This window comes from Actinomadura miaoliensis, from assembly GCF_039536785.1.
In the GTDB taxonomy this organism is placed as follows: domain Bacteria; phylum Actinomycetota; class Actinomycetes; order Streptosporangiales; family Streptosporangiaceae; genus Spirillospora; species Spirillospora miaoliensis.
In genome coordinates, this window is sequence record NZ_BAAAZG010000018.1 from 138,193 (window position 1) to 161,716 (window position 23,524).

Annotated in this window: 21 protein-coding genes; 5 read left to right on the forward strand and 16 right to left on the reverse strand. The window is 72.4% G+C overall.

The genetic code is table 11. The annotated features are described in order from the left end of the window. Positions 1-187 precede the first annotated feature (187 nt). A complete protein-coding gene (locus ABD811_RS15330; RefSeq protein ID WP_344947165.1) occupies positions 188-2,668 on the reverse strand; it encodes a bifunctional acetate--CoA ligase family protein/GNAT family N-acetyltransferase in 2,481 nt (826 codons plus the stop codon). Between the two features lie 168 nt (positions 2,669-2,836). Between ABD811_RS15330 and ABD811_RS15335 the strand changes: the two genes are divergently transcribed. Then, positions 2,837-3,760 (forward strand): carbohydrate kinase family protein, encoded by a 924-nt coding sequence (locus tag ABD811_RS15335; RefSeq protein WP_344947167.1) that lies wholly within the window; start codon positions 2,837-2,839, stop codon positions 3,758-3,760. A gap of 386 nt (positions 3,761-4,146) precedes the next feature. Here the strand turns inward: ABD811_RS15335 and ABD811_RS15340 are convergent, their stop codons facing one another. Then, the gene (locus ABD811_RS15340; RefSeq protein WP_344947169.1) at positions 4,147-5,199 is read right to left on the reverse strand and encodes a LysR family transcriptional regulator; all 1,053 of its coding nucleotides are present in this window, start codon (positions 5,197-5,199) and stop codon (positions 4,147-4,149) included. 197 nt (positions 5,200-5,396) lie between these two features. On the opposite strand from ABD811_RS15340, the gene ABD811_RS15345 reads away from it, so the two are divergent. Continuing rightward, positions 5,397-5,690, forward strand: a complete 294-nt coding sequence (locus ABD811_RS15345; RefSeq protein ID WP_344947171.1) for a hypothetical protein — start codon at positions 5,397-5,399, stop codon at positions 5,688-5,690. Here ABD811_RS15345 and ABD811_RS15350 read toward each other — a convergent pair. Continuing rightward, complete coding sequence (locus ABD811_RS15350) at positions 5,680-7,797, reverse strand: RecQ family ATP-dependent DNA helicase (RefSeq protein ID WP_344947173.1); 2,118 nt, start codon at positions 7,795-7,797, stop codon at positions 5,680-5,682. The two genes, ABD811_RS15345 and ABD811_RS15350, sit on opposite strands and share 11 nt — an antisense overlap. A 199-nt stretch (positions 7,798-7,996) precedes the next feature. Between ABD811_RS15350 and ABD811_RS15355 the strand changes: the two genes are divergently transcribed. The 3 genes from ABD811_RS15355 to ABD811_RS15365 all read left to right on the forward strand — a co-directional run bounded on the left by ABD811_RS15355 (position 7,997) and on the right by ABD811_RS15365 (position 10,900). Beyond that, positions 7,997-9,328, forward strand: coding sequence for a threonine/serine exporter family protein (locus ABD811_RS15355; protein ID WP_344947175.1), 1,332 nt, complete (start codon positions 7,997-7,999; stop codon positions 9,326-9,328). Positions 9,329-9,488: 160 nt separating this feature from the next. Continuing rightward, on the forward strand, positions 9,489-9,815 hold the full coding sequence (locus ABD811_RS15360) for a hypothetical protein (RefSeq protein WP_344947177.1): 327 nt from the start codon (positions 9,489-9,491) through the stop codon (positions 9,813-9,815). Continuing rightward, positions 9,815-10,900: a DUF6745 domain-containing protein gene (locus ABD811_RS15365; RefSeq protein WP_344947179.1), complete on the forward strand. Its 1,086-nt coding sequence runs from the start codon at positions 9,815-9,817 to the stop codon at positions 10,898-10,900. Before ABD811_RS15360 ends, ABD811_RS15365 begins: the two co-directional genes overlap by 1 nt. Positions 10,901-11,067: 167 nt before the next feature. On the opposite strand, the gene ABD811_RS15370 is transcribed toward ABD811_RS15365, so the two are convergent. From ABD811_RS15370 to ABD811_RS15430, 13 genes are all read right to left on the reverse strand, one after another. Beyond that, positions 11,068-11,970, reverse strand: a complete 903-nt coding sequence (locus ABD811_RS15370; RefSeq protein ID WP_344947181.1) for a helix-turn-helix domain-containing protein — start codon at positions 11,968-11,970, stop codon at positions 11,068-11,070. A 236-nt stretch (positions 11,971-12,206) separates the two neighbouring features. Further along, a complete protein-coding gene (locus tag ABD811_RS15375; protein WP_344947183.1) occupies positions 12,207-13,004 on the reverse strand; it encodes an SAM-dependent methyltransferase in 798 nt (265 codons plus the stop codon). A 114-nt stretch (positions 13,005-13,118) separates the two neighbouring features. Beyond that, entirely contained in the window at positions 13,119-14,045 is a 927-nt protein-coding gene (locus ABD811_RS15380; protein ID WP_344947185.1) for an STM4011 family radical SAM protein, read from the reverse strand. After that, entirely contained in the window at positions 14,045-15,355 is a 1,311-nt protein-coding gene (locus ABD811_RS15385) for an STM4012 family radical SAM protein (RefSeq protein ID WP_344947188.1), read from the reverse strand. The genes ABD811_RS15380 and ABD811_RS15385 overlap by 1 nt, the downstream gene beginning before the upstream one ends. Further along, positions 15,352-16,143 carry an STM4013/SEN3800 family hydrolase gene (locus ABD811_RS15390; RefSeq protein WP_344947467.1) on the reverse strand — a complete coding sequence of 264 codons (792 nt, stop codon included), beginning with the start codon at positions 16,141-16,143 and terminating at the stop codon, positions 15,352-15,354. The genes ABD811_RS15385 and ABD811_RS15390 overlap by 4 nt, the downstream gene beginning before the upstream one ends. Then, the gene (locus tag ABD811_RS15395; RefSeq protein WP_344947191.1) at positions 16,140-17,279 is read right to left on the reverse strand and encodes an STM4014 family protein; all 1,140 of its coding nucleotides are present in this window, start codon (positions 17,277-17,279) and stop codon (positions 16,140-16,142) included. Before ABD811_RS15395 ends, ABD811_RS15390 begins: the two co-directional genes overlap by 4 nt. Positions 17,280-17,281: 2 nt before the next feature. Then, on the reverse strand, positions 17,282-18,226 hold the full coding sequence (locus ABD811_RS15400) for an STM4015 family protein (protein WP_344947194.1): 945 nt from the start codon (positions 18,224-18,226) through the stop codon (positions 17,282-17,284). After that, positions 18,205-18,351, reverse strand: a complete 147-nt coding sequence (locus tag ABD811_RS15405; protein WP_344947197.1) for a hypothetical protein — start codon at positions 18,349-18,351, stop codon at positions 18,205-18,207. Before ABD811_RS15405 ends, ABD811_RS15400 begins: the two co-directional genes overlap by 22 nt. A 23-nt stretch (positions 18,352-18,374) precedes the next feature. Continuing rightward, positions 18,375-19,310: an STM4015 family protein gene (locus tag ABD811_RS15410; RefSeq protein ID WP_344947200.1), complete on the reverse strand. Its 936-nt coding sequence runs from the start codon at positions 19,308-19,310 to the stop codon at positions 18,375-18,377. A gap of 25 nt (positions 19,311-19,335) precedes the next feature. Then, complete coding sequence (locus ABD811_RS15415) at positions 19,336-20,253, reverse strand: STM4015 family protein (RefSeq protein ID WP_344947202.1); 918 nt, start codon at positions 20,251-20,253, stop codon at positions 19,336-19,338. Positions 20,254-20,422: 169 nt separating this feature from the next. Beyond that, positions 20,423-21,229: a MetQ/NlpA family ABC transporter substrate-binding protein gene (locus ABD811_RS15420; RefSeq protein WP_344947204.1), complete on the reverse strand. Its 807-nt coding sequence runs from the start codon at positions 21,227-21,229 to the stop codon at positions 20,423-20,425. Positions 21,230-21,310: 81 nt separating this feature from the next. Further along, a complete protein-coding gene (locus ABD811_RS15425) occupies positions 21,311-21,967 on the reverse strand; it encodes a methionine ABC transporter permease (protein WP_344947206.1) in 657 nt (218 codons plus the stop codon). Then, on the reverse strand, positions 21,964-23,010 hold the full coding sequence (locus ABD811_RS15430; RefSeq protein ID WP_344947209.1) for a methionine ABC transporter ATP-binding protein: 1,047 nt from the start codon (positions 23,008-23,010) through the stop codon (positions 21,964-21,966). Before ABD811_RS15430 ends, ABD811_RS15425 begins: the two co-directional genes overlap by 4 nt. Between the last annotated feature and the right edge of the window lie 514 nt (positions 23,011-23,524).

Below are 23,524 nucleotides of genomic sequence, written 5' to 3' on the forward strand. Positions count from 1 at the left end.
CCGGAGCCGCCACCGAAACCCCCGGAGCCGCCCCGTCCGCCGCACCCTGTCCCGGAACCCGAACCGGAACCGATCCCGCCCATACCGGAACCGGAACCGGTCCCGCCCGAGCCCGGCCCGCCGCCATACCCGGAGTAGGCCCCATCACACGGAAAGCCCACCGCCACACCGGGTCCCCGGGGGCCGCCTAGCGGAGGCGGCGTGGACCCAGTTCGGGGCGGGGGCCCAGGGGGCGCTGCAGGCGCAGCGACGCGCGTCGTACCGAAACCCCGGAGGTGTCCACAAGGACGGGGTCGAGTTCCAGCCGCGCCACCTCTGGGAGGTCGTCGGCCAGGCGTGCCACGCGCAGGAGCAGTTCCTCCAGCGCGCCCACGTCCACCGGGTCGGCGCCACGGTGGCCCAGCAGCAGCGGGGCGGTACGGATCGCCCGCACCATCTCGGCCGCGTCCACATCCGTCAGGGGCGCCAGGCGGTAGGCCCGGTCGTCCAGTAGCGCGGCGGTCTCGTCGGCCAGGCCGAACGACACGATCGCGCCGAACGAGGGGTCCTCCCTGGTGGAGATGCGCGTTCGTACGCCGCCGTGGTCCCCCATCGCGATCTGCTCCCCCACTGTGACGCCGTAGCAGCGCAGCAGCGCGGCGGCCCGTTCGGCGGAGGCCTCCACAGGGGCGTCCCCGGAATCCAGCCACCCTTCCACCAGTTCGCGTGCGCCCTTGCGGTCGACGTGGGACAGGTCGGGGACGCGTCCGTGCGGCCGCCGCCGCCACTGCGCGTACCGGATCACGTAGGCGAGGGCGCGCACCGCGTCCTCCGGGGCCGGGTAGGACGGGATGGACCCCGCGGCCGCCGTCCCGTCGGGGCCGATGACGCGCAGGTCCTCGGGCATGCCCTTCATGCCCAGGTACGTGGCGACGATCGGCTTGGAGCTGCCCGCCGCCAGCTTGAGGATGCGCTCGGGCACGCGCACGTCGTAGCCGCCGATGGTGGGCGGTGTGAACAACGCCACCACCGCGTCGACCTCGTCGTCGCCGAGCGCGTCGGCCAGCGCCGCCTCGTACTCGGCGGCGCCCGCCCGCGGCCCCAGGTCGACGGGGGGACGCACCTCCAGGCCGTGGGCCATGGCCGCGTCCTGGGCCAGCAGCCGCAGCGAGTCGGAGTTGTCGATGATCGCGATGCGGTTCCCGCCGGGCAGCGGCTGGTAGGCCAGCAGCTGCGCCACGTCGAACAGCTCCGACAGGTCCTCGACCCTGATCACCCCGGCCTGGGCGAACAGCGCGCTGACCGCGTGGTCGGGCAGGCTGAGCGCCTGCGCCGCGTGGCCCAGCGGCACGCCCTGGGTGCTGCGTCCGCTCTTGACCGCCACGATCGGCTTGCGGCGGCCGAGCCGGCGTGCCAGCCGGGCGAACTTGCGGGGGTTGCCCAGCGACTCCAGGTACAGCAGGACGGCCTTGGTGGCCGGGTCCTCCTCCCAGTACTGCATCAGGTCGTTGCCGGACACGTCGGCCCGGTTGCCCGCCGACACGAACGTGGACAGGCCGAGGCCCCGTTCCGCCGTCCGCTGCAGGATCGCGATGCCGAGCGCACCCGACTGTGAGAAGAACCCCACGGGGCCGCGCCCCGGCATGGTGGGGGCCAGGGTCGCGTTCAGCCGTACCTCCGGGTCGGTGTTGGCGATGCCCAGGCAGTTGGGACCGACCACACGCATCCCGTACGCGCGGGCCAGACGCACCAGTTCCTCCTGGCGTTCACGGCCCTCCGGGCCCGTCTCGCCGAACCCGGACGACACCACCACCAGCCCGTGCACGCCCTTGCCCGCGCACTGCTGGACGACCTCGTGGACGGCGTCGGCGCGCACGGCCACCACCGCCAGGTCCACCTCGTCGGGGATGTCGAGCACCGACGCGTACGCCCGCACCCCCGCCACCGCCGTCGCGGTCGGGTGGACGGGGTAGACGGGGCCGCTGAAGTCCCCGTACAGCAGGTTCCGCAGCACCGTGTGACCGACGCTGTGCTCGGTGCGGCTCGCGCCGATCACCGCCACCGACCGGGGGAACAGCAGCCGCTGGATCGACCGCGACTCGGCCCGGTGCTCGCGCGCCACCATGACCTCCACGGACGTCTCGGTGGGCTCCAGATCGAGCACCAGCTCGATCACGCCCTCCTCGAACCGCTGCTCGGCCCGGTAGCCGGCCTCGCGGAACACCCTGGTCATCCGCCGGTTCTCGGGCAGCACGCTGGCCACGAACCGGCGCACCCCCCGTTCGCGCGCCGCCGCCGCGATGTGCTCCAGCAGCACCGCGCCGAGGCCCCGCCCCTGGTGGGCGTCCTCGACCAGGAACGCCACCTCCGCGGTCGTGCCCGGCTTGGCACCGTCGGCCAGCCGGTCATAGCGGACCACCGCCACCATCTCGGTGCCGATCGTGGCGATCAGCGCGACCCGGCGGTCGTAGTCGACGGTGGTGAAGTGCTCGACCTCGCGGTCCGACAGCGTCGGCCGGGGCGAGAAGAACCGGTAGTAGATCGACTCGGGCGACAGCCGGGCGTAGAACGCGCGCAGCAGCGGGCCGTCCTCGGGCCGTATCGGACGCAGGTGCGCGGTGCCGCCGTCGGTCAGGACGACGTCCGCCTCCCAGTGGTCCGGATAGCCCCCGGCATGCCGTTCGGTCACGTACCAGAGGGTAAGGCACGGTTCACGGCGTGGCGGCGGCCGGGGAAAACGCCGTGTTCCCGGTTTCGCTGCGCGTTCGAGACCTAATCGGGGGTCAAGAACTGTTACGGTCGAGCACACGCCCAGTATGCCGCTCGCGCGGGCCGTGTTGATCGAGGTGATGACTCCATGACGCGCGTGGTCGTGGTCGGCGATCTGATGACAGACACCGTGGCACGTGCCGCCTACCCCTTGGCCAAGGGCAGCGACACGCCCGCCGCCGTGACGACGCACGGAGGCGGCTCGGGCGCCAACGTCGCCTCCTGGCTGGCCCTTGAGGGCGTCGAGGTGGCGTTCGTGGGCCGTCGCGGCTCCGACATCGCGGGCCGGAACCGGGACATGGAGCTGATGGGGTACGGCGTGGACGCCCGCCTGGTCATGGACTCCGAGCGTCCCACCGGCACCTGCGTGGTGCTCGTCACCCACAAAGGCGACCGCACCATGCTGTCGGACCCGGGCGCCAACGCGGCGCTGCTGCCCGAGGACGTCGAACGGTGCCGGGACCTGTTCACCCAGGGCACGCACCTGCACCTGTCCGGCTACTCGCTGATCAACGAGGGCTCCCGCAAGGCCGCCACGCACGCCCTCGAACTGGCCCGCCAGGCGCAGATGTCGATCTCGGTGGACGGCGCCTCGTCCTCCCCGCTCAAGCGCATGGGCGCCGAGCCGTTCCTGGAGTGGACGCAGGGAGCCCGGCTGCTCGTGGTGGACGAACGCGAGGCCGAGGTGCTGACCGGCCGCGACAAGGCCGACGCGGCGGCCAAAGTGCTCACCGCCTGGTACCCCCAGGTCGTGATCAAGCTGGGCGCCGAGGGCGCCCTCTGGTACACCAACGGCCGCCCCGAGCCGGTCACCGTCGCCGCCGAACCCATCGACAAGATCGTCGACGGCACCGGGGCGGGCGACGCGTTCGTCGCCGGGTTCCTCCCCGCCTGGCTGGACGGCAAGCCTCCCGCCGAGGCCCTGTCCGCCGGCTGCCGCCTGGCCTCGCAGGCCATGCAGCACCTGGGCGCCCGCCCCACGCTCGACGTGGTGGACAACCAGATCAAGTAACCCGCGCCCCGGCTCCCCTCACCCGTCCCAGAACGCGACCGGCCACTCCGCCAGGCCGGCGCCCCCGCGCACCTACCTGGCCGCCGCCACAGGCCACCCGGACAACCGCCACATAGACGGCCGCCGCACGGCCAACCCTCACGCGGACGACCACTACTTTCGCTGGCTGCCGTCCGTCGGGGAGTGGAACGCGTTCGCCGCCACCGACATGGCGGTCCGCTGAACGTCGACGCAGGTGGGCGCGAACACGCTCAACCGCAACTGCCAGGCGCTGTGCGGCGAGGTGCTGACCGTCCGGCAGGGGCGCGGTACGGCTGCGACCGCGCGACCGTCGGGGCGACCGCGGCCTGCCTGAGGCGCCGCGGCCGGGGACGGCGGAGCGGCGATCAGGGTGCCCTGTAGGTGCGGGCGCCTTCCTGGACGGCTGCCCAGATGCGGTTGAGAGGGTGCTCGCGCGCGTACCTCATGAGGTCGGCCCGGCGGACGAACGCACCCGTCATGATCTCCACCCGGGGTTCCTGGTCGTCGCGCAGGTCGAGGGAGCGCAGCGGGACGCCGTCGGCGTCGCCCTCGGAGGCCATCCGCCGGCCGATGGACGGGGTGACGATCATGCAGCCGCGGACGAAGCCGGAGCGCAGCAGCGACAGCCCGTAGTGGACGTCGTCGATGTCGGCCACCACGTCGAGCCGGTCGCGGAAGCCGGGCCCGTACCAGCTGCTCAGGTAGTCGGCGACCAGCCCGGCCGGGGGCACCACGAGCGGCAGGTCGGCCAGTGCGGCGGTGCCGACCGCGTCGCCGGGCAGTTCCTCCTCGGTGAGGTTGGTCAGCAGCATGGGACGGCCGCGGGCGAACTCCACCACCTCGTAGTCGGCGAGGCGGCGGTCGTCCCCGGACGTGCTGACGATGCTGCCGCACATCAGGTCGACCTGCCGCGCCTCCAGGCGGCTCCACAGGTCCCGGGTGCGCACGTGGACGACCTTGAACTCCACCTCCTGGCGGCGGAACTGCTCGGCGACCCGCTCCCAGGCCCCGGAGATGATCGGCAGGGTGAACTCGGTGGTACCGACGGTCAGCATCCGGCCCAGGCGCCGCCGGCTGCGGTGGATGGAGTCCTGCCACTGCGACAGGGTGCTGCGGGCCAGCCGGACCGCGGCCTCCCCCGTCTCGGTGAACAGGAAGTCCTTGCCGCGCCCCTGCCGGACGGTCAGCACCTCGCCGCACAGCGCCTGGCAGTTGCGGTTGAGCGTGTTGAGCTGTTTCTGCACGCTGGACTGCTCGCGGCCCAGGGCCCGTGCCGCGCGCAGGGCCGAGCCGGTCTCGTACACCACCAGGAGCGTCCGGAGCTGATCGAACGTGGTGTCCAGCAGGGCGGGCGGGCAGTCCAGCAACTCGTCCAGAGCCCGCTGGGCGGTCACGTGCGCAGGGGTCGAGGCAGACACGGACACGGACGTTACTAGCTTTCCACCCCGGTTCGCTCGAAATGGTCGCCGGTGCAGTTCAACGAGAAATGTCATTATTTCCCGCCGAACTAATCGTGAGATGTTCTCAGAATCCACCGGACGCGCTTTGGTGATCATGAAAACCCTCTCGTTCGGCGCCCCGAAGCCGTCCCGCCAGCGGCCTCACCGGTCCGGCCATGCTGCCGATCGGCGGACCGGAAATGTCCTGGCCCGTTCTCGACCCGATGCTGGAGAGCGAACTCGGCATCGTGCCGCAGAACGCCGCACTGACGGACATGGTGCTCCAGGACGGGTACGAGACCCTCTCGACCCGCGCCCACGGCATCGCCTCCGCCACGCTGTTCTGCACGCTGTTCGCCCCGCTCTCTTTGACCGGCCGCAACTGCTCACGAATGGGGAAGGCGATGGCTGCGGCTGACCGACGTATTCAGGCGGCGAGTGTGTGGGGCTCTGGGGGGGTCATGCTGTGACGGCCAGGGTGAGGGGGAGGACGCTGGGGGCTCCGGCGGTGCGGAGGAGGCGGGTGGCCACGGTGATGGTCCAGCCGGTTTCGATCCGGTCGTCGACGAGGAGGATGGGGCCGTCGGTTCCCTGGACGGCCGTGGCCGTGTCGTCGGGTAGGGCGAGGGCTTGCCAGACCGAGCGCAGCCGCTGCGCGCTGTTGTGGCGGCGGGGCACCGGGTCGCCCACGGGGACGATCTCGCCGAGGTAGGGCAGGCGGCCGATCTGGGCGATGCGTTCGGCGAGGCCGCGGACCAGGCGAGGGCGGGTGCGGGATCCGATCGAGACGACGGCGGCGGGGCGTCGGGGCCAGTCCCAGGCGGCCAGCACCTTGACCAGGGCGTCGAACATCTCGGTGGGGACGTCGGTGTCGGGTGCGCCGTCGGCCAGGAGCTCGCGCAGGCGGTTGCCCCAGCCGATGTCGGTGAGCCGTCCCAGCGCGCGGCCCTCCTCGGCGACGACGTCGGCGGCGATGCGGCCGGAGACGCCGAGGTCGTCCTTGACGCCGGTGGGCCACATCCGGCGGGGCGGCACGGCGACGCCGGGGCGGCGCAGCCGGTCGCGGGCGTGGGCGGCGCCCTCGTCGGTGACGTCGGCGGGCCAGTGGCGGCCGGTGCAGTTGTCGCAGCGGCCGCAGGGCGCGGCGGCGGGGTCGTCCAGCTGGCGGCGCAGGAACTCCTCGCGGCAGCCCTCGGTGGCGATGTACTCCAGCATGGCCCGCTGCTCGCGGGCGCGTTCGGCGGCGACGCGTTCGTAGCGCGCGCGGTCGTAGGACCAGGGACGGCCCGTCGCCACCCAGCCGCCCTTGACCCGTTGCACGGCCCCGTCCACGTCCAGGACCTTGAGCATCATCTCCAGGCGGCTGCGGCCCAGGTCGACGCGGGGCTCCAGGGCGCCGGTGGACAGCGGGCGTCCGGCCGCGGCGAGCGTGTCGAGGGTGGCGCGCACCAGCGGTTCGGGCGGGAACGCCAGGCCGGCGAAGTAGGCCCAGATGTCGCGGTCCTCGGCGCCGGGCAGCAGGATCACCTCGGCGCGGTCGACGCGCCGGCCGGCCCGCCCGACCTGCTGGTAGTAGGCCACCGGGGACTGCGGGGCGCCCAGATGCACGATGAAGCCGAGATCGGGTTTGTCGAACCCCATGCCGAGCGCGCTGGTGGCCACGAGGGCCTTGAGCTTGTTGTCGAGCAGGTCGCGTTCGGCGCGCAGGCGGTCTTCGGGATCGGTCTGCCCGGAGTAGGCGGCGACCTCGTACCCTCGGTCACGCAGGAAGCCGGCGACCTCCTGCGCGGCGGCCACGGTCAGCGTGTAGACGATGCCCGAGCCGGGCAGCCGGTCGAGGTGCTCGGCCAGCCAGGCGACCCGCCGGTCGGTGCTCGGCAGCCGGACGACGGCCAGCCGCAGGGACTCGCGTGCCAGCGGCCCGCGCAGCACCAGCGCCTCTCCGTCGGCCGGGTCGACGAGTTGCTCCGCGACGTCCTGGGTGACGCGGGCGTTGGCGGTGGCGGTGGTGGCCAGGACGGGGATCCCGGCGGGCAGGTCGGCGAGGAGGGTGCGCAGGCGGCGGTAGTCGGGACGGAAGTCGTGCCCCCAGTCGGAGACGCAGTGCGCCTCGTCCACGACCACCAGGCCGGCCTCGGCCGCCAGGCGGGGCATGACCAGGTCGCGGAAGTCGGGGTTGCCGAGCCGTTCGGGGCTGACCAGCAGCACGTCCACCGTGCCCGCGGCGACCTCGGCGAAGATCTGGTCCCAGTCGGCGGTGTTGGCCGAGTTGATGGTGCGGGCGTGGATGCCCGCCCCGGTGGCCGCGTCGATCTGGTTGCGCATCAGCGCCAGCAGGGGCGACACGATCACCGTGGGGCCGGCGCCGCGGTCGCGCAGCAGCCGGGTCGCCACGAAGTAGACCGCGGACTTGCCCCAGCCGGTGCGTTGCACCACGAGGGCCCGCCGCCGCTCGGCCACCAGGGCGTGGATGGCGGTCCACTGGTCGTCGCGCAGCCGCGCGTCGTCGCCGGCGAGGGCGCGCAGGCACCGCTCGGCCTCGTCGCGGAGCGTCTCCGCCGTCTCTGCTGTGGTCATGACTCCTTGGTATCAACGCCCCGTGACACCGAGCACCAGAATCGCGTTCTGTGGAAAACCCGGGGCGTGAGGGCGGAGGCATGGGCACGCGCCCACCCTGGGTAACCTGCCGAGACAGATCGTCGACGGCGGCTTTGGGAGGTCTTGGGCGGGCATGGGAGATGTCAGGGAGCGTCTACGACGCACGTGGTACGCCCTGATGGACGGGACGCCCTCCGAGCCGCCCGAGGACGAGCCGGCCGAGGTCGTCGACGCCCGCGCCATCGACCTGGTGCTGCGCGTGGGCGAACTGCTGGTGGCCAGCGGCGAGTCCACGGAACGGGTCAACGAGGCCATGCTGAGCCTGGCCGTGGCCTACGAGCTGCCGCGCGTGGAGGTCCAGGTGACCTTCACGAGCCTGCTGGTGTCGGCGCATCCCGGGGCCGGCGCGCCGCCGGTCACCGGCGCGCGCGCCATCCGGCGGCGCACTCCCGCGTTCTGGCGTCTGACCGCGTTGCACTCCCTGGTCCAGGACGCCTCGATCGGCATGCTGGAGCTGGAGGAGGCGCACCGGCGGCTGCGGGAGATCAAGCGGGGCCGCGGCCCCTATCCCCCGTGGCTGATCGTGGTCTCGCTGGGGCTGATCGCCGCTTCGGCCAGCGTGCTGGTGGGCGGCGGGCCCCTGGTGGCCGGAACCGCGTTCGTCGCCACGCTGCTGGGGGAACGTGCCGCCGCCGCCCTGGCCCGCCGCGGTGTCGCCGAGTTCTTCCAACTCGCCGTGGCCGCAGCCATAGGCGCGACGGCCGCGGCCATGGTGGTGGCGTGGGCGGGCAACCCGGCCCGTGCGTCCACCATCGTCACCGGGGCGATCCTGGCGCTGCTGCCGGGGCGTCCCCTGGTGGCCAGCATCCAGGACGGCATCACCGGAGACCTGCTCAGCGCGGGCGCCCGTCTGCTGGAGGTCTTCTTCATCATCGCGGCGCTCGTGTCCGGGCTCGGCGTCGTCGTCTACGCGGCGATCAAGCTGAACGTGCCGATCGACGTGGCGCACCTGCCGAACTTCCCCGCGCTGCTGCAGCCGGTGTCGGTGATGGCGGCCGGGGCGGTGTCGCTCACGTTCGCGCTGTCGCTGGCCGCGCCGCGCCAGGTGCTGCCCGCGGCGGCACTGGGCGGCGGGCTCATCTGGGTCCTGTACGTCCTGTTGCTGAATCTGAACGTCACGTCCGTCCTGGCGTCGGCCATCGCCGCGGTCATCGTCGGCCTGCTGGGAAGCCTGCTGGCGCGCCGGCACCAGGCCCCCGCGCTGCCCTACATCGTCCCGATGATCGGCCCCCTGCTCCCCGGGACGCTGCTGTACCGGGGCATGGTCGAACTCAACACGGGCTCCCCGCAGGCGGGCGTGCTGAGCCTGATCGGGGCGCTGTCCACGGCACTGGCGCTCGGCGCCGGGGTGAACCTCGGCCGGGAGTTGGTACGCGCCTTCCAGCGCGTCGGCCTGGGCGCCTCCGGCCGGTGGGCCCGTCCCGCAGCCCGCCGCACCCGCGGCTACTGAGGTCCTCTCGGCGATATCGGGGCCCACCAGGGCACACAGCCCCGGACTTGCCCCCTGACGTGGCGGGACGGGCGACGCCTGGCCCGCGGCCCCGGACTGAGATCGCGATCACTCGATGCCGTCGACGGAAAATGTCAGTGGCGGCGGTTACGTTCGCGACATGTACCGACAGGGAGACATCCTGATCGTGCCGGTGGCGGAGGACGCGGTTCCGCAGGAGGTGCGCGACCTGCCGCCCGCGCCGCGCGACGCCCGGGGACGCATGGTGCTCGCGCTGGGCGAGGCGACCGGGCACGCGCACGCCGTGAAGGCGCCGGGGGCGCTGCTGCGCTCGCCCGACCCGCTGGCCCCCGACCATCTGCACCTTCCGTCCGGGGGGCGCCTGGAGCACGAGGAGCACGCGGCGATCTCGCTGCCCAAGGGCTGGTACCGGGTGATCCGCCAGCGCGAGTACGTGCCCGGCTCGGTGCGGGTGGTGGCCGACTGATGACGACCGCCGTCGCGAAGACCACCGACTGGGCGTCCGTCGCGTTCGCCACGGGGCCGGCGGATCGTGCCCGGGCGGAGGCGGGCATCGCCGATGCCTACACCCGCGCGGGTCTCCCCGCACCCGAACGGTTCGTCTGGCTCCCGTCGCCCGCCCACGGCACCGTCGCCGCGGCCCTGCTCGCCGGGCACCCCCTGGACGCCGCCGGGCTCGGCGACCTGGTCGAGCCGGTGCGGGCGGCGCTCGGTGACGCCGCCCCGGGTGCCGGCGTGCGCGACGCCGTACGGACCCGGCCGTGGGAGTCCGCCCGTACCGCCGCCTACGCCGACCTCGGGCCGCAGCGGTGGCCGCAGGTCTGGGCGCAGACGGGAGGGCCGCTCTGGGACCAGGTCAACTCTCTGGTCACGCGCGTCCGGCAGGCGATCGGCGCCGTGGGCGGTGACGATCACGAGGCGCTGCTGCGCGCGGCCACCCTGGACGCGGTGCTGGGCCAGCACGACGCGCCGTGGCTGGCGACGTTCGACTCCCTGGGGATGCTGGACGGCCCGTTGTCCGGGTTGGCCGAGGTGGCGCGCCACGCGGGCTGGTGGTGGCCGTACGAACGCCTGGTGGTCGTCACCGAGCGGCCGACGGAACTGCACCGCGACGAGCCGGGGCGGCTGCACCGGGGGGACGGTCCGGCGCTGGCCTACGAGGGCGGTTTCTCCCTGCACGCCTGGCGGGGCATGCCGGTGCCGTCCGACTTCATCGCCTCCCTGACCGACCTCGACCACCGGCGCATCCTGCGGGAAGAGAACGCCGAGCTGCGCCGGGTGATGCTCGAGATCTTCGGCTACGACCGCTACCTGGCCGACAGCGGCGCCAAGCCCCTGCACCGCGACGAGACCGGCGTGCTGTGGCGCATCGACCTGCCCGGCGACGAGCCGGTGGTGATGGTCGAGGTGGTGAACTCCACCCCCGAGCCGGACGGGTCGTTCCGCACCTACTACCTGCGCGTGCCGCCCCGGACCAAGACGGCCCGCGAGGGCGTCGCCTGGACCTTCGGCCTGGACGAGGCCGCCTACAGGCCCGAACGCGAGACCTGACCCGGGACGGCCATCCGTCCGCCCGGGCCGCCCGGACTCCGGCGGGGACCGGCACGGCGAGCGGGCGCCCGTTGGTGGCACTTCCCCTGCAACCAACGGGCCCCGCCCGCCCACTCGGACAACGGAAAGCCCGGGCGTTGGGCCCGGGCCGCTGCTGCGCTGAGGGGTCAGTACGAGGCGAGGACGCGGTTGAGGATGTGCGGGGCGTGTTCGGGGAGGGCGGCTTCGGTCACCAGGGTGTTGAAGGCGTGCCAGTACCGTTCGATCTGCGCGGGGCGGGACGGGTAGCACGCCCCTTCGGGACGGTCCAGGTAGATCAGGTCGGGCAGGCCCTGCTGATGGAAGCGGACCAGGGTGAACGGGTGGTCGCCCAGGTGGCCCGTCGCGGTGTGCGGCACGATCTGCACGGTGACGTTCGGCCGCCGGCCGACGTCGATGATGTGCTGGATCTGCGCGCGCATCGTCGCCGTGCCGCCGACCGGCCGCCACAGCACCGCCTCGTCCAGCACCACCCACAGATTGACCGGCCGCGGGCGCGTCCGCAGGATCCGCTGGCGGCGCAGGCGCAGCCCGACGTGGCGGCGCAGCTCGTCGTCGGTGGCGGCGGGGTGGCGCCGGGCGATGTCCGCGCGGGCGTACTCGGGGGTCTGCAGCAGCACCGGCACGGTGGTGGGCTCGAAGCAACGGACGAGCCGGGCGGACTGCTCGGCCGACAGGTAGAGGCGCTCCCGGGCGGGCACGAGTTCGCGCTCGTCCTCCCACCAGCCGGGCGCGCGGGACTGGTCGACGAGGGCCAGTGCGGTGGCGCGTTCGGCCTCGTCGTGGACGCCGTAGAGGGTGAGCAGGGCGACGACGTCGCGGGCCTTGAAGCGGGTGCGGCCGCGCTCCATGCGGCTGAGCTTCGTCGTGGACGCGCCGATCGCCCTGGCCGCCTGTCCGCGCGTCAGGCGGCTCTCCTCGCGCAGGGCGCGCAGGCGCCTGCCGAGCAGCAGCCGCGCGACGAGCGGACCGCTGGGAGCGGACGTGGTGGGCCTGTCGGTGAACGCTGCGCTGCGGGGGGCGGCGACCAAGGCGGCTCCTCGTGTGGACGGCCACGGACGAACCAACACCGGCTTAACACGGTAAGGCCTGACCCGCGTGGAAGCGCTCCCACCGTCCGGTGCCGGCATGTCGTCCCCCTGATCCGCCTGGCATGGGACGCGCCGATGCACATCCTGACGTGCGGATATGACGTATCCGGCTTGTGTGGCCTTATGAAAAGACCGAACGGGCGCTCGTGCTACCCCCCGAGGAGGCGTGTGCGGCCCTAGGGTTTACGGGCCACTCCGCACATGGTGGGGTGGTCGACCACTTCCAGCGGTTGCACCTCCGGGCGCCACAGCGAGCACGGCACGATTCCGGGTTCGACGGGCTCCAGGCCCTCGAAGTAGCGGTGGACGAACTCGGGCCGCCGCAGCCGGTACGGGACGGCCCCCGTGTCGTCGTAGCCGCTCTGCGCCTCATTCAGGGAAGTCTCGGTGTCGGTGGAGTCGTACAGGGCCAGATAGCTGCCGGGGACCAGCGCGTCCTTGAGGCGGCCGACGATCGACTGCGCCTCCTGGTCGTCGACGATGTGGCCCATGACGCCCATCAGCATGAGCGCGACCGGCCGGGAGAAGTCCAGGATGCCCCGCGCCCGCTCGAGAAGCCGGTCGGGGTCGCGCAGGTCGGCGTCGATGTAGTGGGTGGTGCCCTCGGGGGTGCTGGTCAGCAGGGCACGCGCGTGCGCCAGGACGAGCGGGTCGTTGTCGACGTAGACGACGTGCGAGTCGGGGGCGATCCGCTGGGCGACCTCGTGGGTGTTGTCGACGGTGGGCAGGCCGGTGCCGATGTCGAGGAACTGGCGGACGCCCGCCTCCCCGGCCAGGAAGTGGATCGCGCGGGCCAGGAACAGCCTGCCGGTGCGGGCCAGCTCGACGATCTGCGGATAGACCTTCACGTACGCGTCGCCGGCGCGGCGGTCCACCTCGTAGTTGTCGGTGCCGCCGAGCCAGTAGTTCCAGATGCGGGCCGAGTGCGGCACCGAGATGTCGATCTTGCGGGCGGGCGCGTCGTCGTGGGTCACGGCCGGCCGTCCTTTCGTCCACGGGGCGGGGGGCGTGGCGGCTCACCAACGTAGACCCGCGGCTCCGCCCGGCCCGTGGAATGTGCTATTCGGACGGGCCGGGACAACATGTCCTTATCTCAAATCCCGGAACAGCGGGATGCGTTCCAGGACGCCACCGGCGAAGACGTCATACAGGCCGAGCGGCTGGAGGTGCACGTAGCCGATGTGACAGTCGCAGATGTCGAGCGGACAGGGACGCGGCCGGAGGGCGGCGCGGAACGTGCCGTCGTAGAGATTCCCCAACACGGCCGGGACGAAATGGCAGCGCCGTACGGTTCCGTCGCCGTCCACGGAAATGACGCTGTGGCCCGTACGGCAGGGCAGGCCGCGGCTGCGGTGGGGGTGGCGGCTGTAGGAGAACAAGGGGTCGAGCTCTGTCCAGGCGGCGGCCTCGTCATCGGTGTAGGAGCGCCCTTCGGCGGCGTTCACCCACAGGTAGACGTGGGCGGGCAGGGCGGCGCGCAACCGTCGCGCGACGTCCAGGTGTTCGGGCATGCCGACGATGCCGACGCTGAAACGCACGCCCCGCTGGAGCAGTTCGCCGCACCTTTCGAGGAACCGCTCGTAGGGCACCTGGCCGGGGTGGTACGTGCTCCACAGCGCCAGGCGTGACAGGTCGGCGTCGGCCGTCCAGCCGAGACGGTGGCTGAGGTTGGTCTGGATGGCGGCGCGCTCGACGTGCGGCATGTGGCTGAGCGCGACGAGCGCCCGCCGGTACCAGGACCGCACCAGCCCCTCCCCCCAGGGGGTGAACAGCACCGAGACCGGGTGGGTCTGCTGCGACACCCACGTCACGAAGCGTTCCAGTGCGGCACGGTCGGCGCGCAGTTGCTCGGGGGTGTCGCGGCGCTTGGCGAACGGACAGTACGGGCAGTCGTAGTCGCAGCTCGCCAGCGGACCGCGGTAGAGGATGGTGAGATGCTCCCCCGACGCGTCCTGATGCGCCTCTGACCGGTCCGTCGGGGCGTGGTGCGGCGGTGATGTGTGCGGGTGCGGCATCAGCGGTTCTCGTAGGTGTCCATGAGGGCGCGCACCCGGGAGGAGAACAGCGCGGGTCCGATGGTGTCGGAGTAGGCGAGCCCTTCGGGGGTGAGCCGTAGGAGGTCGGGGGTCTCCTCCACCCACCCCCTTTGGGAGAAGCGCGTCAGCTCCGGGGCGAAGTCGGTGACGGGGTCGCCGCCGAAGCGCGCGCGGTAGGCGCCGCGGTCGAGACCGGATGCCTGGAGCAGCGACTGAATGAGGTGGCGCCGGCGCCGTTCGTCGTCGTCCAGCTCGAAGCCCACGCGCGCGGTGCCGAAGTCGTCCTCGCGGACGTAGTCGTCGATGATGGCGCGCACGGCCCGGAGGTCGACGGCGTACTCGAACGAGTAGTGCAGATCCGTGGTGTAGGAGCGGGCGCCGCATCCCAGGCCGACCATGCCATCGGTCTGGCAGCAGTACCGGGTGTCGTGCTCGGCCAGGCCGCGCAGCCGGAACATGCGCATCGACACCTGCTCGTAGCCGTTCGCCAGCAGGTGGTCACGGCCGATGCGGTAGAGGGTGAGCCGCTGGTCGTCCCAGGCGCGGGCGTCGTCCGCCTCGTCGGCGCGCCGGCCCAGCCCCGTCAGCGGCCGGACGTACAGCGGGTACAGGTAGATCTCCTCGGGACGCCAGGCCAGCGCCGCGTCCAGGGACAGCAGCCACGAGGACGGGGTCTGCCCGTCGATGCCGTAGATGAGGTCGATGTTGAGGGTCGGGAAGCCGGCGGCGCGGATGCGGCCGAGGGCGGCCTCGACCTCGGCGCGTTTCTGCGGCCGTACGGCGGCGCGCGTCTCGGCCTCCACGAAGCTCTGCACGCCGATCGAGATCCGCGTGGCGCCGCGTTCGGCCAGGACGGCGAGGCGGTCGGCGGTGGCGGTCGCCGGGGACGTCTCGACGGCCAGCGGCACGGCGTCCAGGTCGGCGAAGCGGGCGGCGATGTCGCACAGCCGTTCCAGTTCGGCGGCGGTGAGATAGGTGGGGGTGCCGCCCCCGAACGCGGCGACCTCGAACGTCGCATCGCCGAGGGCGTCGCGCACGGCGGTGGCCTGCCGGGCGAGCGCGTCCAGGTAGGCGCCGGTGAGCTCCTCGGGCGCCCCGGTGCGGGTGAACAGGTTGCAGAAGCCGCAGCGCATCTCGCAGAACGGCACGTGCAGGTAGAGGAACAGCGCGTCGCGCCGCTCCTTCGCCCACACCTCGCGCAGCGGCCGGGCGGGCAGGTGGCGGTAGGCGGTCTTGTGGGGGTAGGCGTAGACGTAGCCCTGGTACGGGCCGGCGGTTGTGGTGATCACGACAGGACGAACTCCCCGTACGGAACGGTCCAGACGACCTCGTGGCCGATCCGGTGGCCGACGTGACCGTCCTCGCCGTAGGCGGTCCCGTGGTCGGAACAGACGATCACGAAGCAGGGACGGCGCATCAGGCCGAACAGGCGCGCCAGGTGACGGTCGACGTGGCGCAGCGCGGCGGCGTGGCTGTCGCGGGTGTCGCCGTCGTCCCGGGTGGCGCCGTCAAGGTAGAACCAGTTCGGCTGGTGCAGCGCCGCCACGTTGAGCAGCAGGAACAGCCGCCGGTCGGCAGGCAGCCGCGCCATCGTCTCGGCCACCCGGTCGATCTGGTGGGTCAGGGACGCGGGGTCGGTGACGCCGAACTCCGGCTCCCAGTGGCTCTCGGCGAACAGGCCCGGCAGGACCGAGCCCAGCGGCGTGCGCTTGTTGAAGAACCCGACGCCGCCGACGCAGACGGTGTGGTACCCGGCCCGCGCGAGCCCCGTCGGCAGGTCGGCCGCGTCGAACACCCAGGTGGACTCCGCGGTGGTCTCGCTGCCGGGGAACCGCGACGCGAACAGCCGCGGATGCGGGCCGGGACGCGCCGGGGTCGGCATGAACCCGGCGAGCATGGCGGCGTGCGCGGCGTAGGTGAAGCTGCCGGGGGTGTGCCGCCGTTCCCAGCGGCCGCCCGGCAGCAGGCCGGTGAGCGTCGGGGTCTCCCCCGCCTCCGCCAGCTCGGCCGCGACGTCGTAACGCAGCGTGTCCAGCGTCACCAGCAGCAGATCGTGGCTGCCGATGATCTCGTTCATGTCGTGCACGCGCCCACCTCCGCGTGCGCCGGCGGGACGGCCCGGGGAGCGGGAGAGAACCGGGCGAGGGCGGCGCGGACCTGCGCGGTGTAGGTGTCGAGCCCCTCGGCCCACGTGCCGGGCAGGCCGGTCAGGCCGGGCAGCAGGTCGCCGAAGGCGTTCACCTCAGCGACCGCGAAACGTCGCCGGTCGACGCCGACGAGCAGGTCGACGCCGACCATGAGGCTCCCGGGGAAGCACGCCGCCGTGCGCGCGCACACGTCGAGCGCTCGCCGCCAGCCGTCCGCCCCCAGTGCGCGCCGCACCGCCTCCAGGTCGCCGCGCGTCCCGCCCAGGTGCAGGTTGGTCATGGGTGAACGGCTCGTCCGCGCCACGGCGTGGGTCGGCTCCCCCGCGATGACGACCACGCGCAGGTCGAACACGCGGCCGTCCAGGGCGGCCTTGGGGAACCAGCGCTCCACGTGCAGTCCGTCCGGGGCCAGCGCGTCGATCAGGTGCGCGACCTCCGGTTCGGTCTCGTACGTCCGGACGCGGAGGGAGTTGGCGTACCCGGTCGCCGTCCGCGCCGCCGAGGTGACCGCCTTGATCCGGCCGCCGGGGGCGGTCTGCAGCGCGACCACGCCGGAGGCCGACGAGCCGTGCGCGGGCTTGACGAACACGCGGCGCATCCCCGCCTCGGCCATGCGGTCGCGCAACTGCGCGTAGCTCTCGACGGACGGAAGGGCCTCGGGGACGGGCACACCCGCGGCCTGCAGACGGGCATGACATCGTCTCTTGTCGCACATGACGGCGATGTCGTCCACGTCGTTGACGAGCCGCGCGCCGGCCCGTTGCGTCTCCGTGGCGATGCGCGACAGGGCCTCGGTGAACGTCCGGTACCAGCGGGCGCCGCCGCCCACCCGTGCCGGGTGCCCCGGACCGCGCAGCAGGGCGTCGACCTGCGCGTCCTCCCCCGGCGAGTCGATCCGCACCAGCACGTCCCCAGCGGCGTCCATGCGCAGCCGCGCGGACCCGCCGGGCAGCACGTCCGGCCAGGGCACGACATGGGGCTCAGGCAGGCCGCGGGCGCGGCAGGCGGCGGCGAAGAACGAGGTCCGCCTGTCGCCCGGCGTGGCGATCACTGTGAACGACGTCATCATCACTCCGTGACCTGGACGAACAGGAAGCCCTGCCATGGCTGCCACGGCTCGGACGGCTGCCCCTGCGGGTGGTCGAGGTCGATCTCGACGCCGGGCAGGGCGGCGCGCAGGCGCTCCATCATCGGTTCCGACAGGTAGTGGAAGCCGAGATCGAGCCGCTCCAGGTGGGTGAGGGGCTGGCCCGACAGCAGCGCCTCGGCGCCGCGATCGGACAGCATGCCCATGCCCAGGGCGAGCGACTCCAGCCGGGCCACCACCGGCGCGGACGCGAGGGCCGCCGCGATGTCGTCCTGGAACTCGCCGTTCTGCAGGCCGAGATGCCGCAGGGCGGGCAGCCGCGTCCCCTCGAAGATCGGCGCCAGGTCGTCGACCGTGGCGTCGCCGCCGTAGTTGCGCACGCCGAACCACAGGTCGAGTTCCTCCAGCGCGGGCAGGTCGCCGGCCGCCACGGCCCGCACCACGCCGGACGGCAGCCCGCCGGACTCGAACCGCAGGACCTTCAGGGCGTCGCTGCGCGGCGCGCGGAGCTCCAGGCCGTCACCACCGCGCACCTCCAGCCGTTCCAGCCGGGGGAACGCCTCGACCAGCGGGGTGATGTCGGCGTGCGGGATCCAGGACAGGTGGTACTCCTCGTCGAGGATGTCGCCGAGGAACAGGGCGCGCAGGTTGGGAAAGCGGTCGGCGGCGGCGGTCAGCGTCGCGGCGCCGAGCCCGGCTGCGTCGTCCCAGCCCCAGAAGCCGATCACCAGCGCGGTCACCCGGGTGGTGTCGACGGCGGCCATGAACCGCTCGAACAGCCGGGGGTACGGCTCGTCGTTCCAGTCCCCCCGCACGGCCCAGGCCGCCTCGCCGGCAGGCGGCAGGGGCTCGTCCGGCTCGGTGTCGGGGGTGAACGCCACCACCGGCAGCCCGGCGAACTCGGTCAGATGCTCATCGAACGACATGCATTCCTCTTCGGTTCTGCCTTTCTGGCGGGCGGCGGCGTCCCGTCCGCCTCACCGTCCGGGGTGAACTCCGCCACCGGCAGCCCGGCGAACTGGGTCAGATGCTCATCGAACACGAATGCCATAGAAATCCTGCCGGTCAGGCGACCTACTCGGAGACCGCGACGAACAGCCGATCGCGGCCCTGCTGCCGGGCGTCGAGGTTCACCTCGACGCCGGGAAGGGCGCCCCGCACGCGCTCCATCATCCCGTCGCTGAGGAAGTGGTGGTGCAGGTCGAGACGGCGCAGATGGGTGAGCGGCTGACCGGACAGCAGCGCCTCGGCGCCCCGGTCGGTGAGCGTCCCCAGGGCGAGGCTGAGCGACTCCAGCCGCGCCACCACCGGGGCGCCCGCCACCGCCGCCGCCGTCTCATCCGCGGTCTCGCTGTTCTCCAGCCCGAGATGACGCAGCGCCGGGAAACGCTCGCCGCTCAGGATCGGCGCGAGGTCGTCGACGGTGGCGTCACCGCCGTAGTCGGCGACGCCCAGCCACAGGTCCAGGTGTTCCAGGCCGGGCAGGTCGCCGGCGCCCACCATGCGTACCTGCTCGGCCGGCAGCCCGCCGGACTCGAACCGCAGCCGCCGCAGGGCCGTGCTGCTGACCGGCCGCGGCTCCACCACGTGGCCGCGCACCTCCAGGCAGGTCAACCCGGGGAAGCTCACGAACAGCGGGGTGATGTCCTGGCAGTAGAGCTCCCAGAGAGCGCGGTCACTCGACGCGTTCAGGGACAGGTTGCGCAGCGCGGGCAGGCGGTCGGCGGCACCGGTGAGGACCTGGATCGGGGCGGGGAGCTCGTCCACCGGCGACGTCGGCTCCCAGAACCCGACGGCCAGGCTGGTGACCTGGGCGGTGTCGACGGTGTCCAGGAACCTCTCGAAAATGCCGGGGAATTCGGCTTCGCCGTCGTCGTAGAGGTCATAGGGCACGTCCGAGGGGAACCACCACGCCGCCGCGCCCACGTCGGTCGGCCACGGCTGGTCGGGGTCGGTGAAGTCGATCAGCGGCAGGCCGGCGAACTCCTCGAAATGGCCGGTCATCACCATCGATGTCTCATCGTGCGAGCGGCCGTCACTCGGAGACGGCGACGAAGAGCCATTCGTCGCCGTCGCCGTCGTCTTCGGGTTTCTGCTGGGCGTCGAGGTTCACCTCGACGCCGGGCAGGGCCTGCCGGACGCGCTCCATCATCGCGTCGCTGAGGAAGTGGTGGTGCAGGTCGAGACGGCGCAGATGGGTGAGCGGCTGACCGGACAGCAGCGCCTCGGCTCCCTCGTCGGTCAGCGTGCCCATGGCCAGGCTGAGCGACTCCAGCCGCGCGACGATCGGGGCGCCCGCCACCGCCGCGGCGATCTCGTCGGCGATCTCGGCGTCCTCCAGCCCGAGATGGCGCAGCGCCGGGAAACGCTCGCCGCTCAGGATCGGCGCCAGGTCGGCCACGGTGGCGTCACCGCCGTAGTTCTCGACGCCCAGCCACAGGTCCAGGTGCTCCAGGCCGGGCAGGTCGCAGGCGCCGACCCCGCGCACGACCTCGCCGGGCAGCCCGCCGGACTCGAACCGCAGCCGCCGCAGGGCCGCGCTGCTGACCGGCCGCACCTGCAGCCCCTGGCTGCCGCGCACCTCCAGGCACTCCAGTCCGGGGAACGCCTCCAGCAGCGGGGTGATGTCCTCGCGCTCGATCCAGGAGATCTCGGACTCCTCGAACACGATGTCGCCCACGAACAGGTTGCGCAGCGCGGGCAGGCGGCCGGCGGCGTCGGCGAGCAGCCCGGGCACGTGGGCGGCGTTCTCGTCGTAGCCCGTGATCAGGTGGGACACCCGGGTGGTGTCGACGGTGTCCAGGAACTCCTGGAAGATCTCCTCGAAGGGTCTTTTGTAGTCGGTCCGCACCCGCCAGGCCGTCGCGCCGGGGTCGCCGGCCGGGCGGGGGTCGTGCAGGAAGTCGGTCACCGGCAGCCCGGCGAAGTGCGACAGATGATCGCTGACGGTCATGGGGTCCCTTTCGCGCGTCGAACGGAACCTGTCCTATCAGTCGCCCCGGACATCCCACGGCGAGTTCCGGCAACCCTTATCCGACATATGGCGACGACCCCCGGTTCGGAGGCGACCGGGGGCCGTCGATTCCGTCCGCCGGCTCGTGTCCGCCGGCTCGTTCCGCCGATCAGGCGGCGGGCAGCACCGAGCCCTTGTAGGTGTCCTCGATGAACTTCTTGACCTCCGGGCCGCGCAGCAGGTCGACGAGCTTCTTGACCTGCGGGTCGCCGGCGTCCTCCGCCTTGGTGACGATGCCGTTGACGTACGGGTTGCCCTCGGCCTTCTCACTGACCAGCGCGTCCTTGGCCGGGGTGAGCTTGGCCTCCAGCGCGTAGTTGCCGTTGATGACCGAGGCGTCCACGTCGGGGAGCTGGCGCGGCAGCGCGGCGGCGTCGGTGGGCTTGAACGTGATGTTCTTGGGGTTGCCGGCGACGTCCTTCTCGGTGGCGTTCTGGCCCGCCCCCGGCTTGAGGGTGATCACGCCGTTGTCGGCCAGCAGCTTCAGCGCGCGCGCCTCGTTGGACGGGTCGCTGGGCACCGCGACGGTGGCGCCCTGCCGCAGGTCCTGCAGCTTGGTGACCTTCTTGGAGTACACGCCGAGCGGCTCGAGGTGCACCCCGGCGACGAAGGTCAGCTTCTGCCCGGTCTTCTGGTTGGACTCGTCCAGGTACGGCTTGTGCTGGAAGTAGTTGGCGTCGAGCTGGCCGTCGTTGAGCGCGGGGTTCAGCTGCTCGTAGTTGCTGAACTCGCGGATCTCCAGCTTGAGCCCGTTCTTGGCCGCCAGGTTGTCCTTGACGTACTTGAGGATCTCGGCGTGCGGCACCGAGGTGGCGCCGACGGTGAGGGTGTCGTCGGAGTTCGCGCCGCCGCCGCAGCCGGCCAGGCCCAGCAGCAGCCCGGCGGACGCGACGACGGTGGTGATCTTGCGCAGCACGAAGAGTGCCTTTCTCGTTCGGTGACAGGGGATTCGGGTGTCAGGCGATTGCGGTCGTCAGGGGAACAGGAAAGCGGGGGGTCACTTGTGGGTGAGGCGCCGGACGGCCACGTCGCCCAGCGACTGCACCACCTGCACCAGCGCGATGAGCAGCACGAGGATGGCGAGCATCATCCCGGTCTCGAAGCGCTGGTAGCCGTAGCGGATCGCCAGGTCGCCGAGGCCGCCGCCGCCGATCGCGCCCGCCATCGCCGAGTAGCCGATGAGGGCGATGACGGTGACGGTCAGGCCCGCCAGCAGCCCGGGACGGGCCTCGCGCAGCAGCACCTTCCACACGATCTGGCCGCGGGAGGCGCCCATCGCCTGGGCGGCGGCGACCACCCCCGGGTCCACCTCGCGCAGCGCGGTCTCCACCAGGCGCGCGTAGAAGGGGATGGCCGACAGCGTCAGCGGCACGATCGCCGCCTGGGTGCCGATGGACGTGCCGACCAGTGCCCGGGTGAACGGGATGATCGCCATCATCAGGATCACGAACGGCAGCGACCGGCCGATGTTGACGATCACGCCGAGCACCTTGTTGACCGTCGGGACGGGCAGCAGCCCGCCGCGCTCGGTCAGCACCAGCAGCACCCCGAGCAGCGTGCCGCCGAGCGCCGTGAACAGCGTCGACCACACGGTCATCTGCAGCGTCTCCAGGGTGCCCTGACGCAGCAGCGGAACCATTTCGTCCCAGGTCATGAGACCGGCGCCTCCTCTTCCGTGGCGGGCGTGCCGCCGGGCGCGGCCGGGTCGCCGGCGGCGCCGTGGACCTCGACGGCCAGGCCCGCCTCGCGCAGGTGGGCCAGCTGGGCCGCGTTGACGTCGGGCTCGCCGGGCAGCTCGATGCGCAGCCGTCCGATGCGCGTGCCGCCGATCTCCTCGACCGCCCCGCCCAGGATGTTGACGTCGATGGAGTAGGTGCGGGCCAGCGTGGACACGAACGGCCTGTCCGCGCTGTCCCCCTCGAACGTGACGTCCACGACGGTCGTGCCGTCGCGCAGCACCGGCTCGGGCAGCGGGAACAGGCCGCGGGCCAGCTCCGAGCCGGGACGCAGCAGCAGCTCGCGTACCGGGCCGGACTCCACCACCCGGCCGTCGCGCATGATCGCCGCCGAGTCGCAGATGCGCTTGACCACGTCCATCTCGTGGGTGATCAGCAGGATGGTCAGGCCGAGCCGCCGGTTGAGGTCGCGCAGCAGCTCCAGGATGGACGCGGTCGTCTCGGGGTCGAGCGCGGAGGTGGCCTCGTCCGACAGCAGCACCTTGGGCCGTCCGGCCAGGGCGCGGGCGATGCCGACGCGCTGCTTCTGCCCGCCGGATATCTGCGCGGGGTAGGCGCGGGCGTGCTCGGTGAGCCCGACCAGCTCCAGCAGCTCGGCCACGCGTTCGGCCCGTTCGGCGCGCGGCACGCCCATCACCTCCAGCGGGAACGCGACGTTGCCCGCCACGGTGCGGCTGGACAGCAGGCCGAAGTGCTGGTGGATCATGCCGATGCGCTGCCGGGCCCGGCGCAGCTCGCCGCCCGACAGCGCCGGCAGGTCCTGCCCGTCCACCAGCACGCGCCCCGCGTCCGGCCGTTCCAGCAGGTTGACGCAGCGCAGCAGGGTGCTCTTGCCCGCGCCGCTGCGGCCGAGCACGCCGAACACCTCGCCTTCGCGGACGGTCAGGTCGACGCCGTCGACGGCGGTCACCTCGCGCCCGCGGGTGCGGTAGACCTTGCGAAGTTTCTCGATCTGGATCAAGGGGTTTCACCCGTGCGGATCGACCGCGCGCGGGCCGGGCGCGCGGAGCTGGACGGTGGGCAGGAAGACGCGTGAGCGGGGAGCCGACGGCGGGCTCTAGGCGCGGCCGGGCGGGTACGGCGCGTGGCTCAGCAGGTGGATCTGGAAGGTCATGTGCGCGGCTCGATGTCGTCCGGGGGTCGGCTCGCTTCGGGGCGCGAGGCTTCGGTCGGGGCCCTCAGCGGTCACACATTCGACACCGGCACGTACACCCCATCGCGCGCACGGCTCGCGGGTGGCGCGTCGGGCAGGGGCATACGGCAGTCACGGTCATCAGTAAACCGGTCCGACACTGGTGGCGCAAATCCAGTCATACCACACAAAGGCAGTCGTGATGGGACTCACACGGCCACACCGGCCCCCCGCGCCGGCGACACCGGGGACGGTGGCCTCCGGGTCGGAACGATCTCCCACGGCGAACAGCACAATCTCATGGTGCGAACAGGTGAAACGAGGCGTTCCGGACGTCTAGAGT